This window comes from Ihubacter sp. rT4E-8, assembly GCF_049852125.1.
Lineage (GTDB): Bacteria > Bacillota > Clostridia > Peptostreptococcales > Anaerovoracaceae > Senimuribacter.
Genome location: NZ_CP187532.1, coordinates 1,706,989 through 1,720,577, shown reverse-complemented (window position 1 = coordinate 1,720,577; position 13,589 = coordinate 1,706,989). Strand labels below are relative to the sequence as shown.

Genomic DNA, 13,589 nt, shown 5'->3' with positions numbered 1-13,589 from the left:
GAGCATCAATTTGACGATATGGTATCATGAGAATGCAATTCTAAAGATGCCCTTTTCTCCAAAGGTGTAGCCCACCCAAGGACTGGTTTAGGGGTGTTGTTGTAACGTTTTAGATAGCGGAGCATCTGCACTTTTAAATCTTCATAGGAGTAGAAATACAGGTAATTGTAAAATCGCTCCTGGTCCAATCGATGGCTGCGTTCTACTTTGCCATTGTGTCTTGGTGTGCGTGGACGAATCAGCTTGTGGGTAATGCCAAGTTCATCACAGAGTTTATCCATCGGATGTAGTTTTTTGTAGTCTTTTGGATAAGTAAATTCAGCGCCATTATCCGTTTGAATCATTTTTGGTGTATATCCAAAGAATTGGATAGCGCGCTTTATGAAATTAACGGTAGAATAAGAACTCTGTTCTTTATATGGGTAGAGGAAGCGCTGTCTGGAAGCTTCATCTATGATTGTATATTGATAAAATTTGTCAGGCATAGAGCCAGTATAGCAGGCAGAGGGCACATATTTCACATCCATCTGCCACTTTTCACCAACAGCCTGAGGAGTCGCATAAGGCTTTGGAGTATATTTGTTAGTGGGAGTCACTTTTTGCTTGGTATACCCTAGCCGAGAAAATACACGGTAAAGAGAGCCGGGATGCCTGCGATACCCTTTGGAAGTACGTAATTTTCCATAGATTTCGCAGACGGAGGCGTGGGGATTGCGTCTGTGCAAATCACGAATCCACTTGAGTTCCTCAGTGGTATGAGAAGAAGGATGAGGCGTTTTGGGTCTGTGAGAATGATCCATAAGGGACTCTTTCGTACCATCAAAGCGTTTGTTCCAGCGCATAAGGGAAGATTTAGATATATGGTAGCGCCTGCAGACAAAGGCGACGGACTGACCGCTGCGATAAAGATTCACTGCGTAAAAACGGGTAGAAATTTCATGTGGCAAATATCGTTGAGTTTGTGTTATACTGTTCATGACGATAGGGTTCCTTTCAGATATGTTTTTTGTGGTGATTAACATTCTAACAGATCCTATCGTCTTTTTCTATAGGCAAGTGTCACATGAATGAAACCAGATAAGGAGAAAACTCAAAATTGTGTTTAAGACAGCAGACATAACAATGTGGAGTGAATATCTTATTTGGAGGAATTACAAAATGGCAAAATCATTATTTGAACAGTTAGGCGGCACATACCGAAAAGAAAGTGATTATTTAATACCGTGCTTGACTGTACCCGCCGAAGAAGAACAGCTGATAGGCATATGGGGACAGTGGCATCTGAATTATCTGAAACAGCACCAAAAGGTTACATACATTAATTTTCTCACAAGCGGCAATCTGAACACTTACCTTGCCGACATCAACAGACAGGCACAGGAACGCTTTGGAAGACTTATAGAGGACATGAAACAGGCACAGGGCATAACGGAACAGCTAAAGGCAGAGAATGCTTTAGAATGGACAGGACGGCTCAATAACATAAGGGCTTGTGCGATGGAGATTGTGAACGAGGAAATCATTTACGCATAGGCAACATGGCGGCAGAGGGTAAAAGTTCTGTCGCTTTTCTTTTCGGGGGAGTTTTGATTAAAGTTTACACTTCTGCACTTGACACAGTTCATTTGAACAGTTATGGAATATAAAGTCGTAGAAAGGGGCTATAAATGTTTTTTGTAAGGTTGACATTACAGAAAATAAAGAATATAATAAGTAAAGTCAACCTTACAGAGAGGAGCTTATAAATGAAAAATCGAATCAGAGAATTGAGAGAAGAAAAAGGAATGACCCAAGAACAATTAGGAGAACTGGTAGGAACATCAAGGCAAGCCATTAACGCTATTGAGACCGAAAAATTTGAACCATCTATCTGGCTTGCTTATGATATTTCACAAATTTTTGATTGTCCTATTGAGGAAGTGTTTTTGTTCGAAGAAAGCCAAAGAAAGTCAAGGGCTGATAGTAGCAGGAGGGAAAGTAATGGCATTAAGAAATATTCGGTATTATGATGACCCAATCTTGCGTAAAAGATGTAAGGAAGTAAAGGTGGTCAACGACAAAATCAGACAAATCCTTAATGATATGTTGGATACACTTCAACATACTGAAAATGGGGCAGCTATTGCAGCAAACCAAGTGGGAATACTAAAACGCCTTGTTGTAATTGATTATGATGGATGCTGTCTAAAATTGGTAAATCCGTCAACTGTAGGATACAGCGGTGTTCAGGAATGTAGGGAAGCTTGCCTTAGTTTTCCTAACCGTTGCGTGAAAACAATTCGTCCTCAAAAGGTCACAATCCAAGCACAGAATGAATACGGGGAGGAAATAATGATTACTGCCGAGGATGGACTTGCACAATGTTTTTGCCATGAATTAGAGCATTTAGATGGGGAGATATTTTTAGATAAGGCTATTGAAGAAATAGATGTATGATTTTTAAGAGGTGTATATATGAGTAAAGTTATAATGATGTGCGGAGTATGCGGGTCAGGGAAAACTACTTACGCAAAGAAGAAAGAAAAAGAAGGATATATCAGACTTTCTATTGATGAGGAAATGTGGAAACTTCACGGGAAAAAGGGAGTGGATTACCCAGATAATCAATATGAAGAATTATCAGAAAAAGTTGAAGCGATACTTCGCCAAAAAATGTTAGGTCTTATCAAAGATGGGAAAAATGTTATTCTGGATTTTAGTTTTTGGAATAAAGAAAATCGAGATTTTTACAAAAAAATAATTAAAGATGCAGGTGGCATAGTAGAACTCATATATTTAAAGGCGAGTAAAGAAACACTGAAAAGAAGATTGGGGCAAAGAAATTTATCTTTACATGCAAACTCTCCATTTGTAATAACTGATGAAATCTTGGAACATCATTATAATGGTTTTCAAGAGCCGCATGGCGAGGGAGAAATTGTTTTGGTGCAGCAATCTGATGGTTTTACAAAAATATGCAAGGAGTTAGGGAGATAATTATGGATAAAACGCAATGGATACGCTGTCCTGTCTGTGGAAATAAAACCCGTAACAGGTTTAGAAAGGATACGATATTAAAAAATTATCCTCTTTATTGTCCGAAATGCAGACAGGAAACATTAATCGAGGCAAAAAATTTGCAAATACGGGTTATTAACAGACTGGAAATCGAGGCATAATCCCAGTAACACAAAGAGCCAGACACATTAGATGCAGAGCCGATGAACAAGTGAGCAATCACAGATTTATCGGCTCTGTTTTTTATATAGCCATAGTTAGGACAAGCCCACCGAATAAAAAAAACGATGTTTCGGTGAGCTGATTTGTTATGCTCTAAACACTCTCCGACTTCGCTTTTGAAGTTTGGAGGGATTTTTATTGCTTTCAAGCAACAGCTTCTACTTACATAAACCATACCGAGGATGGGCGGATAACCTGTTAAAAAAATCCCTGCCCATGCAACGCTACTTCTCACCATGAAACCAGAAGTAGAATCTCCACTTAACAGAATATGTATCACTCATAACCGTAGAGGTCACAGAACCTTTGCGGTTTTTCTTTTGTCGTTTTTTATCGGAATGTGCCGAGGGGCTGTTTCTGCTGTTGGCTGCCGTTCGCCGCCTTTCCAATCTGGATTTTTACATTTTCAAAAATTCGGATTGGAGGAAATAAGGAATGGCATACAACAACGGACGGGAGAACAGGAAATGGCTTATCTGGAAAGAAGCCGAGGAAAAAATATTGAGGGAACACGGAGTTGAAGAAACCACCATTGAGCAAATCCGCACAGACGACAGGGCAGACTTCAATTCCAACAGGCGGTTTTACCATTGGACAAGCGACTTCGGCGAATACCTTGAGGGGATGGCAGACAGGGAGCAAGATACCGAGCTAAAGACGGTTGCTGATTTACTGGACGAGATTGAGGACGAAACTCTGTATCGGGCATTGCTTACGGTGGACAGGCGTACCCTGCAAATCATCCTGCTGAAAATGCAGGGCTATTCCACAAAGGAAATTGCCCCTCTTGTGGGATTGACAACGGGTGCTATCTATGCAAGGCTAGACCACTTGCGGAAAAAGCTGCGGAAGATTTTATAAGCATCTAATATTTTCTGTTTTCTTATGGACTATTGGGTGAGGGACAAAATTCCCTTGCCCAATTTTCAAAATAGGTGAATAAAATTTCCGTCCATAGGGAATACTAAAAAATTTGTCCAAAATCTTGACACAGTTATAGTCACTATGATATTCTAAGATACTCATAGGAGAATTAGAAGTAAGTCGGAAATGGAGCTGTCAGAATGACACCAGATGAATTATTGAATTACTGCCTTCAAAACCTTGAGGGAACAGTCCTAGTTGAAAGTTGGGGCGAAAAAGGGATTTTCTATAACCCAAACCATGAACTGAAGCGTGGCGTTTATATATTGACGGTTAAGGAAAAGGACGGTGATAATGACAAAGGTTCTGATTTAAACAGAGAGAACGTCTACCGTGTTAATCTGGGAATACGGAAAAGCACTTTTGCGGAATTGTTTGGGGCAATCCCAAAACGTCCACCAGCGGGCGGCGTTGTAGATATGGATTATGACTTTACCATATTGAATGAGATACTCCCCCATCCCGTCTACGCATGGATGGCGTGGATATGTGCATTGAACCCCTCTAAACAGACATTCGAGGAATTGAAACCATATATCCAAGAAGCCTACGAATATGCAAAGGAGAAATTCAAGAAACGCAGGAAGTAATCTTGAAGATAGAAAATTAAATAGCACATAGATGGAAGAATGGAATGTCAGCCAACGGATAAGGCTGACCGCCGCTGAAAGTATGCTGCCCTTTTCGGCTGGTGTATGGCAGCATGGTTTTGAATCCCAAAGCCGTTACATAGCATTGCGAATCCGAGCAGGAGAAAACTCTCCTGTCGTTCGTGGTGCAGTGTAGTGGCTTTTTCATTTATCCAAAAGTCAAGAGAAATCGAATCCAAAACGGAGGTGGAAAGGACATAGGATTTTCTTTTCGGAGGGTAAGACAGGTATGGAAGAATGCCGCTGCATAAGAAAAATGCTCTGCGGCGTTGTCCACAGAGATAGCGAGCATCGGATTGTGTCAGCCACAATCCAATCCACAGCCTAAAGGCGTGTGGACTTCACCCAGGGGACAGCCCCTGTTTACCCCGAAGAAAGAAAAATAAGACTGGAGGATTGAGGAAAATGAGCAGAGAAAAATCAGAAAAGGATGTGCGGAATGTTCCGATTACCGTCCGATTGAACGAGGAAGAACATGAAAAATTAAAGCAATGCGCCGCCGCTTGCGGTCTGTCCGCAGCAGAATTTATGCGCCAGTTATGCAAGGGAAACGCCCCGCAGCCACAGCCTAAAACCGAGTTTTGGGAACTGTTAAACAAGCTCTACGAAGTGCATGACGCTTTCAAAAAGTGTGTTCCATACTATCCAACCGCTGCTGAAATCTGTAAGGAGATTGAAGATTTTATCTTAGAACTGCAACAGAAAACAACGCTCCCACAACAGTTTAGCGTAGAAGAATTGACAGAACAGGGGGCGGTCTGATATGGCGGTAACGAGCCTATGGCATGTCAAAGGGAGCATAAAAGACGTGATTGACTATATAGAAAACCCAGAAAAGACCGTGCCGAATCAAGATATGCAGGACTTCTTTGACGTGTTCTCCTATGTAAAAAATCCGTCAAAAACAAATGAAGGTGAGTATGTTTCTGCCATCAACTGTCTGAAAGAAACCGCCTTACAGCAGATGATTTTGACAAAGAAACAGTACCAAAAGACAGGCGGATATATCGCTTGGCATGGCTATCAGAGTTTCAAGCCAGACGAGGTAACGCCCGAACAGTGCCACGAAATCGGATTAAAATTGGCAAGGGAAATGTGGGGCGGCAAATATCAGATAATCGTTGCCACCCACCTTGACAAAGGGCATCTGCACAACCATTTCTGTTTTAACTCTGTTTCCTATCTGGATGGGAGCAAATACAATTACTCAAAATCGGAGCAGAAAAGGTTGCGGGAAGTGTCCGACCGCTTATGCCGAGAGTACGGATTGTCGGTGATTAAAAACCCCAAGAAAGCCCCGTCAAGACCGCTTTATCTGGACGAAAAAAGCGGAAAGCCGACAAGATACAACGTCTATCGGGAGGATTTAAGGGAGGCAATCAATGGGAGCAGGGATTTACAGCACATGATGAAATACCTTATCGACAAGGGATATGAGGTTGATTTTTCGGGCAGCCATTGGAAAATGAAGCTGCCGAAATACAAGCATTTCACAAGGTTAGACACGCTTGACGAGCGGTTGACTCCCGATTTTATACAGTCATGTTTGAGGGGAGCGTACAAACTTGGGAACTACAAAGCGAGGATTTCCTACTCTCCCCATATGCCAGAGCAGTATAAAAACGCATGGAAACCGCATCAGAAAACCACGGGAATCTTAGCGTTGTATTACTACTGGTGCTATCAGTTGGGGATATTCCCCGAAGGCACGGACTACAAGCCGACAAGCCCGCTGATGAAAGAGGAGATTCGGAAACTGAACGAGATTACCGCACAGGTACGGTATATGTCAAAGCATAATATCTCTACACTCTCCGACTTACACGCCGACAGGGAGCAAAACCAGAGTGAAATGAATAAACTGATTGACTACCGACAGCATTTGCGGAACAAGGTACGCCGTGCCACACCAGCCGAAAAAGAAAAAATTCGGGAAGAAAAGCAGGGCGTGACGGAACAGATAACCGAGCTTAGGAAGCGGCTGAAATATGCAGACGGGATAGAGAAACGCTCCGCCCACATTGATGACTGCTTAGACCAAATCCACGACACGATTGAAAATCAGCGGTCAAATACAAACGTCAGAGCAGGCAAGGCAGACCGCAGGAGGGAGGAATTATTGCGATGAGCAGACTGTCCGTGGAAGAAATACAGGCGATTATGGAGAAATACAAGGATGTCCCTATGGTAAATCCCGACAAAATATATCCCCCTCTGCCGCCTGTCCAGAACGTCACTCCCCTTGTCCGCATCCCAGAGCCGATGAGCCTTACCGAGAAAATCGGCGGCACGGAATACACCGTCAACGCCCATTTCCGAAAAGACGGGAGGGACTTGCTTGCAACACTTACGGATATTTTTCGGCGTAGCGCACAGGGATATGGATTTTATGATGAGAATTGGGGTGATGATGACGAGGAATAACAGGCAGCGGAAGAATTATCGCTTTAAAGCGTTGAAGTTTAAGGGCAGATGTGGTACACTGTACCTACACTTCACAATACCGTGTCTGCTGTCGGAAAGGAGAGCTTTATGAAAAGACAGCAGGAAGAATTTACTGCATTGTATTGTAGATTAAGCCAAGATGACGGACGGGAAGGCGAAAGCAACAGCATTGTAAACCAGAAAGAATATCTGATGAAATACGCAAAAGAACACGGTTTCCCTAACCCGAAATTCTATGTGGACGACGGCTATACGGGTACGAATTTTGACCGCCCAAGCTTTAAGGAAATGTCGGCAGACATTGAAAAAGGGCTTGTAAAAACGGTCATTGTCAAAGACTTGTCACGCTTCGGCAGGAACTATATTGAGGTCGGCTCTTACTCCGAAATCATCTACCCTGAAGCGGGCGTGCGGTTCATCGCCATCATGGACAACGTGGACACGGGCAGCCTTGAGAGCAACGAATTTGCCGCCTTTACCAACCTATTCAACGAATGGTATCCAAAAAGCACGAGCAAAAAGGTAAAGGAAGTCAAGAAAGCGAAAGGGCTTGCGGGGGAGCATTTAGGCGCACCGCCCTACGGATATTTGCGTAATCCAGATGACAAAACCCGTTGGCTCGTAGACGAGGAAGCGGCGGCAGTCGTCCGCAGGATATTCTCACTCTGTATGCAGGGAAAAGGCGTGTCAGCCATTGCCACAGCCCTCTGGGAAGATAAAGTGCTTACACCGTCAGCCTACAAGGTGTCAAAGGGAATCGGCGTTGCAAAAAAATCGGAACATCCCTATAACTGGGAAACGTCCATGATTGCATCCATTCTGGAAAACGTGGCATATATCGGCGTGACGGAGAGCTTTAAATCCACCCGTTTAGGCTTTAAGAGCAAGAAACGCATCCCAACTGCAAAGGACAGGCGGACGTATATCGAGGACGCCCATACACCCATCATTGACAGGGATATGTGGGAAAAAGTGCAGATGATACGGGCGAACAAGCGCAGACCGACCAAAAGCGGATTGACAAGTATCTTTTCGGGGCTGCTCTATTGTGCCGACTGCGGGGCGAAACTCAGCTTAGCCACAGCAAACGGATATGCGCATTTCCGCTGTTCCATGTATAAAAGGACAAGCAGGGCAAAGGAATGTACGCAGCACTATATCCGAGAGGACGCGTTAAAACAGTTAGTTCTGAAACAGCTTCAGCAGTTCCTGTCCTATTTACAGCAGTTTGAGCGTGTGTTTATCCGACAGCAGATTGACGCCACCCTTGCGGAACGCAGATATGAGTTATCCGCAAAGCAGAAACAGATAGAAAGGGACGAAAAGCGGATAAAGGAGCTTGACCGCCTGTTCCGTAAAATCTATGAGGATAATGTCAACGGAAAGCTGAATGACGAACGCTTTTACAAGCTGTCAGACGGATATGAAGCCGAGCAGGAACAGCTAAAGCAGGAAATCGAAGCCTTGACAGCCGAGGTCAGCGAAGCCGACACGGAAGCGACCAATGTCGCCAAGCTGATAGCCGTCACCAAGAAATACACCCGCATCGACGAGCTAACGCCCGAAGTCCTGAACGCATTTGTGGATAAAATCGTAGTCCATGAGCGTGAGAAAAAGGACGGGAGACGGACACAGCAAATCGACATTTACTATTCCTATGTCGGGATTGTGGACATCCCCACGGACGAGGAAATGCGGGAAATGGAACAGGAATATATGCATCGTACCAAACGTCAAACCGCCTAAATATAAGGCGTGGCAGGAGAAAATCTATGCTCCTGCCGATACATATCTATTTTTATCCCTATCTGGTTTAACCCATCAATTGTAACTCTACAAAATTATATGGCAGTGTATTTAGAAAACGCTTTACTTATTTAGAAAAATATGATATGATGAAAAAGTAGTCAATAGAAATTTGAACCTGACCAATAGAGCTGCAAGTCAATTTTTTCTTGATTTGCGGATGTGGTCAGGCTTTTTGTTTATATTGGTCCTACAAAATATAAAATGGAGGTACTGAATATGCAAGAAGGTACAGTAAAATGGTTTAACGCTGAGAAGGGATTTGGCTTTATTAAGAACGATAATGGCGGGGACGATGTATTCGTTCATTTTTCTGCTATTCAGTCGGATGGTTTCAAAACATTGGAGGAAGGACAGAGGGTTTCTTTTGATGTGGAGGTTGATCCAAAGAACAGTAGCAAAATGCGGGCAGCTAACGTAACCGTTCTTTAATACGGTTTTTAATATTTAAAAGCAGTGTGTTCAATATAAGCTAGCAGAAAGTCACCGGTTTTTTGGTGGCTTTTTGTGTGCGCGTATTTATCTGGCGTTTGCACATCAGCATAAGATTATCAAGAAAGGGTCAAACTGAACGTAGAAAATCGGACAATCTCTCTTAAGAATTATTAAGAAAGATCTTGTTTTTTTCTATTGATTTTTCTTCTGGGTTTGCTATGATTATATATGTATCTGAGGATAAGGAGACTATACAACATGAGACAAGCTAACAGAACGGAGCAGAGAGTACCGGGGAAAAAGTTTTTGATTTTTATCATAGTCTTACTGGTTTTGGTAAGCCTATTTTTTATACAGTGTTTTAAAGGAAACGAGAACGCGGACTATAGCGAGAAGAAAATCAGGAAAAACATTTCCACTATAGCGACCTTTGACTATTCAAAGGTGACGACTATTGAGGCGCAGATTAAAAATCTGGAGATTACTGAAGCAAAGGGAACGTTTGATGTGACGAAAAGACTGTCTAAGGATCAGTATCGCAGAATTTTTTCCACCAGCGCGATCCTGGGGGATTCCATCACAGAGGGACTTGCCGACTATGGGTGGCTTGGAAGCGAGCAGGTTTTCTGCAGGATCGGAGCGTCTATTATCAGCGGTGACGAGTTATTTACCTCCGCGGCGAAGACGTATCCAGGCTTCGCTTTTTGTTCCTTCGGTATGAACGATATGGGTAACTACAGCGGCAATGCCGACGCTTTCATAGAGAAATATACTTCTCTTATCAAGGAATTTAAGAAGATTTCTCCAAACACTGTAATTTTGGTTAACGGGATTACTCCGCCGGCAAAGTCGGCGATTGCATCGAATGAGATTTTGGGTAATTATAAGAAATTCAATAACGCGTTGAAACAAATGTGTAAGGATTTAAAATTAACCTACATTGACAATACGTATATTATAGAAGAACATCCTGAATATTATGCGGGGGACGGCATTCATGTTACTGCCGACTACTATCCGCTCTGGATGAACAATATGATTTTGAAGGCAGGAATATAATGATAAAGAAAGCAGTTTTCGTTGTAATTTTAATGATATTTTTAACCAGTGTTTATGCGAGAGCCGGTGCGAAGGATGTCCCTATGGAGGAAATAGAAAAACAATTGACCGCAAAGTGCGATATGGAGCAAATGGCAAAGTGTGATAATCGAAATTTAATGCAATTTTTAGGATTGGACTATGAACAGTATGATTCACATCTATATTACAAAGGAAAAGAAGCCCTAAGCGTCGATGAGGTACTGATTGTAAAAGTTCATGAAAAGGATGATTTAGACAGCGTCAAGGATGCTGTAGAGAAACGAGTGGCGGTGCAAACCGCAACCTTTGACGGATATGGTCCGGAGCAGGTTGCTTTGCTTTCAGATGCTGTTATTTTCACAAAAGGGAAGTATCTGTTTTATTGTACGGATAAAAACGCAGAAGATATAGGGGGGGTATTTTCCGATGCTGTTCAGTAGTATTATATTTTTATTTTACTTTCTGCCAGTGACCTTATTTATCTACTACCTCGTCCCTGGTAAATTTAAGAATCCGGTTTTGCTCATTGCCAGCATCTTTTTCTACAGCTGGGGTGAGCCGATCTATGTTGTGTTGATGATATTCAGCGCCGTCTTCAATTATTTCATGGCAATAGATATCAAGCGGGAGCAGATCCATAATAAAACCGGAAAAAGCACACTGATTTTTACAGTAATTGTAAATCTGTTTATCCTGTGCTTTTTTAAATACTATGGATTTCTTATGGATACTGTAAACAGCCTGCTGGGAACAGACATGAAGTATACTGCGCTGGCATTGCCGATTGGTATTTCCTTTTACACCTTTCAGGCGCTGTCTTATATTTTCGATGTTTACAGAGGAAACGTGCGTGTACAGAAGAATCTTCTTCATTTTGCACTTTATCTTGCTCTCTTTCCACAGCTGATTGCAGGCCCTATCGTAAAGTACAAAGATATTGCTACGCAGCTTGAGAACAGAACCGTTTCTTTAGAAAAGTTTGGAGAAGGCACGCGGCGTTTTATCATAGGTCTTGGGAAAAAAGTTATCCTCGCTAATAACTTGGGCGCGATTCATGCTGCGGTGGTTGCTATGCCGGAGGGTCAGGCGTCGGTACTCACTTATTGGACAGGTATTATAGCTTACACGCTGCAGATTTATTTTGATTTCAGTGGCTACTCTGATATGGCTATTGGACTTGGTAAAATGTTTGGATTTGAATTCCTGGAGAATTTTAATTATCCATACATTTCCAGAACGGTTACAGAGTTTTGGCGCAGGTGGCATATGTCTCTTTCAACATGGTTTAGAGAGTATGTTTATATTCCGTTGGGTGGTAATCGAGTTCCTGTTAAGCGGCACATTTTGAATTTGCTTGTCGTCTGGTCTTTGACCGGGCTGTGGCACGGCGCCAGCTGGAATTTTGTCGTGTGGGGTCTTTATTACGGTATATTGCTGATTATGGAGAAATACTTTTGGGGAAAATATCTGGAAAAGTGTCCTGTAGCTGTGCAGCATATTTATTCTATGATAATTGTCGCCATAGGTTGGGTATTCTTTAGTAGTGAGAATCTTACTGAAGCTTGGCATTATTTGCAGGTGCTTTTCTGTGTGGGCGGCGTTCCTTTTGCTGACACTGTTACTCTATACCTGTTACGTACAAATTGGGTATTCTTGCTGTTGGGCTGCATTATTGCAACGCCTGAGCCCATGAAGCAATTTGAAGTACTGAGTAAAAAATACAGTTTTCTCAGCATTCTCCTGATATTGGGACTCCTTATACTGTGCACCGCCTATCTGGTGTTCAGCAGCTATAATCCGTTTTTGTATTTCAGGTTCTAATATGCTATATAGAGGAAAAAACATGAATAAAAAATCAACGAATTCCATATTGGGACTTTGCTTTATCGCCATATTGGCAGGCGTATTTATCTGCAACCTGTTCACCAGTGACAAAACCTTTTCGGAGGAGGAGAACAGGGTCTTGCAGGAAAAGCCGCAGCTTACTTTACATTCTTATATAGAAGGAAGATATGAGAAAAAGCTGGAGTCCTATGTCAATGATCAGTTCCTGGCCAGGAACGCTTTCATTAAGGTAAAGACGGCATCTGATGTGACATGTGGTAAACTGGAGTCAAATGGGGTTTATCGATGCAAAGATAATTATTTGATGGAATCTATAGCAGAGCCTACAGAGCATTGGATGAAAAATACCGTTGCAAGCTTAAATCAATTTAAACGCCAGCACAAAAAACTGAATATGTATTTCTTATTGGCTCCAAACGCCGCGAATATATTGGAAGAAAGGCTGCCTGTAACTGTAAAAATGGCAGATCAGAATCAATATATGGATCAATTTTATAAAGAGGTCAAAGACTGTGGCATTCAGCCGATTGATATAAGAAAGATTTTGAGAAAGCACAATGATGAAGAAAGCCAGCTTTATTACAGAACTGATCACCACTGGACTACGGATGGAGCATTTCTGGCTTATAAGAAAGTGGTTTCTGCCATGAAGCTAAAAGATAATGTAGAATATAAGCGATATGTTGTAAAAAATGATTTTCGCGGTACATTGGCTTCCAAAAGCGGATTCACCAATGGTAAAAATGATCCCCTTACTATTTATATGCCCAACAAGGATAAGGATTATCGAAATTCTGTAATCTATTATGCTGATACGAAGACAAAGACTACAGAGTTTTATCAGCTTGAAAATCTTGATACGAAAGATGCTTATACGGTATTCGGAGGAAGTAATCATCCGCTGTATACCATTAAAACACCGACCGCATCTGACAGAAGGCTGCTTTTGGTAAAGGACTCTTATGCTAATAGCATGATTCCGTTTCTCGCACAAAATTTTCGAGAAATTATTGTTGTAGATCCTCGCTATTTCTATGATGATATCGATGACATTATGAAAGCGGAAGGGGTTACGGATGTAATGTTCCTTTACAATGCCAATACGTTCTTCAATGACAATTCTCTGGAAATGATGATAACTGCATAGTCGCTGCAGACTATATTTTGCTGAATTAAAAAAAGGAT

The 13,589-nt window shown here is 42.2% G+C and carries 18 protein-coding genes; 16 read left to right on the top strand and 2 right to left on the bottom strand.

Features of this window, described 5'->3' with window-relative positions:
- Positions 1-5 precede the first annotated feature (5 nt).
- Positions 6-977, bottom strand: coding sequence for a DDE-type integrase/transposase/recombinase (locus ACPW7J_RS08535; protein ID WP_425754989.1), 972 nt, complete (start codon positions 975-977; stop codon positions 6-8).
- A gap of 181 nt (positions 978-1,158) precedes the next feature.
- Here ACPW7J_RS08535 and ACPW7J_RS08530 point away from each other — a divergent pair, with 181 nt between their 5' ends.
- The 7 genes from ACPW7J_RS08530 (at position 1,159) to ACPW7J_RS08500 (ending at position 4,733) form a co-directional block, all read left to right on the top strand.
- Entirely contained in the window at positions 1,159-1,533 is a 375-nt protein-coding gene (locus tag ACPW7J_RS08530; RefSeq protein ID WP_425754988.1) for a TnpV protein, read from the top strand.
- Between the two features lie 212 nt (positions 1,534-1,745).
- Positions 1,746-2,009, top strand: coding sequence for a helix-turn-helix transcriptional regulator (locus tag ACPW7J_RS08525; RefSeq protein ID WP_425754987.1), 264 nt, complete (start codon positions 1,746-1,748; stop codon positions 2,007-2,009).
- Positions 1,981-2,436, top strand: a complete 456-nt coding sequence (def, locus tag ACPW7J_RS08520) for a peptide deformylase (protein ID WP_425754986.1) — start codon at positions 1,981-1,983, stop codon at positions 2,434-2,436. The genes ACPW7J_RS08525 and def overlap by 29 nt, the downstream gene beginning before the upstream one ends.
- A gap of 18 nt (positions 2,437-2,454) precedes the next feature.
- Positions 2,455-2,976, top strand: a complete 522-nt coding sequence (locus tag ACPW7J_RS08515; RefSeq protein ID WP_425754985.1) for an AAA family ATPase — start codon at positions 2,455-2,457, stop codon at positions 2,974-2,976.
- The gene (locus ACPW7J_RS08510) at positions 2,955-3,158 is read left to right on the top strand and encodes a cysteine-rich KTR domain-containing protein (RefSeq protein ID WP_425754984.1); all 204 of its coding nucleotides are present in this window, start codon (positions 2,955-2,957) and stop codon (positions 3,156-3,158) included. The genes ACPW7J_RS08515 and ACPW7J_RS08510 overlap by 22 nt, the downstream gene beginning before the upstream one ends.
- A gap of 496 nt (positions 3,159-3,654) precedes the next feature.
- On the top strand, positions 3,655-4,080 hold the full coding sequence (locus tag ACPW7J_RS08505) for an RNA polymerase sigma factor (RefSeq protein WP_425754983.1): 426 nt from the start codon (positions 3,655-3,657) through the stop codon (positions 4,078-4,080).
- A 203-nt stretch (positions 4,081-4,283) separates the two neighbouring features.
- Positions 4,284-4,733 (top strand): DUF6194 family protein, encoded by a 450-nt coding sequence (locus ACPW7J_RS08500; protein ID WP_425754982.1) that lies wholly within the window; start codon positions 4,284-4,286, stop codon positions 4,731-4,733.
- Positions 4,734-4,749: 16 nt separating this feature from the next.
- Here the strand turns inward: ACPW7J_RS08500 and ACPW7J_RS08495 are convergent, their stop codons facing one another.
- Entirely contained in the window at positions 4,750-4,941 is a 192-nt protein-coding gene (locus tag ACPW7J_RS08495) for a hypothetical protein (RefSeq protein ID WP_425754981.1), read from the bottom strand.
- A 257-nt stretch (positions 4,942-5,198) separates the two neighbouring features.
- Here ACPW7J_RS08495 and ACPW7J_RS08490 point away from each other — a divergent pair, with 257 nt between their 5' ends.
- The 9 genes from ACPW7J_RS08490 (at position 5,199) to ACPW7J_RS08450 (ending at position 13,551) form a co-directional block, all read left to right on the top strand.
- Positions 5,199-5,555 carry a plasmid mobilization protein gene (locus ACPW7J_RS08490; RefSeq protein WP_425754980.1) on the top strand — a complete coding sequence of 119 codons (357 nt, stop codon included), beginning with the start codon at positions 5,199-5,201 and terminating at the stop codon, positions 5,553-5,555.
- Between the two features lies 1 nt (position 5,556).
- On the top strand, positions 5,557-6,921 hold the full coding sequence (locus tag ACPW7J_RS08485) for a relaxase/mobilization nuclease domain-containing protein (protein ID WP_425754979.1): 1,365 nt from the start codon (positions 5,557-5,559) through the stop codon (positions 6,919-6,921).
- A complete protein-coding gene (locus ACPW7J_RS08480) occupies positions 6,918-7,217 on the top strand; it encodes a hypothetical protein (RefSeq protein WP_004060039.1) in 300 nt (99 codons plus the stop codon). The genes ACPW7J_RS08485 and ACPW7J_RS08480 overlap by 4 nt, the downstream gene beginning before the upstream one ends.
- 108 nt (positions 7,218-7,325) lie before the next feature.
- The gene (locus ACPW7J_RS08475; protein ID WP_425754978.1) at positions 7,326-8,984 is read left to right on the top strand and encodes a DUF4368 domain-containing protein; all 1,659 of its coding nucleotides are present in this window, start codon (positions 7,326-7,328) and stop codon (positions 8,982-8,984) included.
- Positions 8,985-9,263: 279 nt separating this feature from the next.
- Positions 9,264-9,476 (top strand): cold-shock protein, encoded by a 213-nt coding sequence (locus ACPW7J_RS08470; RefSeq protein ID WP_161874840.1) that lies wholly within the window; start codon positions 9,264-9,266, stop codon positions 9,474-9,476.
- A gap of 261 nt (positions 9,477-9,737) precedes the next feature.
- Positions 9,738-10,538: a GDSL-type esterase/lipase family protein gene (locus ACPW7J_RS08465; protein WP_161874841.1), complete on the top strand. Its 801-nt coding sequence runs from the start codon at positions 9,738-9,740 to the stop codon at positions 10,536-10,538.
- Positions 10,538-10,999, top strand: coding sequence for a DUF4358 domain-containing protein (locus tag ACPW7J_RS08460; RefSeq protein ID WP_425754977.1), 462 nt, complete (start codon positions 10,538-10,540; stop codon positions 10,997-10,999). Before ACPW7J_RS08465 ends, ACPW7J_RS08460 begins: the two co-directional genes overlap by 1 nt.
- Positions 10,986-12,380, top strand: coding sequence for an MBOAT family O-acyltransferase (locus ACPW7J_RS08455; RefSeq protein ID WP_425754976.1), 1,395 nt, complete (start codon positions 10,986-10,988; stop codon positions 12,378-12,380). The genes ACPW7J_RS08460 and ACPW7J_RS08455 overlap by 14 nt, the downstream gene beginning before the upstream one ends.
- A 22-nt stretch (positions 12,381-12,402) precedes the next feature.
- Entirely contained in the window at positions 12,403-13,551 is a 1,149-nt protein-coding gene (locus ACPW7J_RS08450; RefSeq protein WP_161874844.1) for a DHHW family protein, read from the top strand.
- The last annotated feature ends 38 nt before the right edge of the window (positions 13,552-13,589 follow it).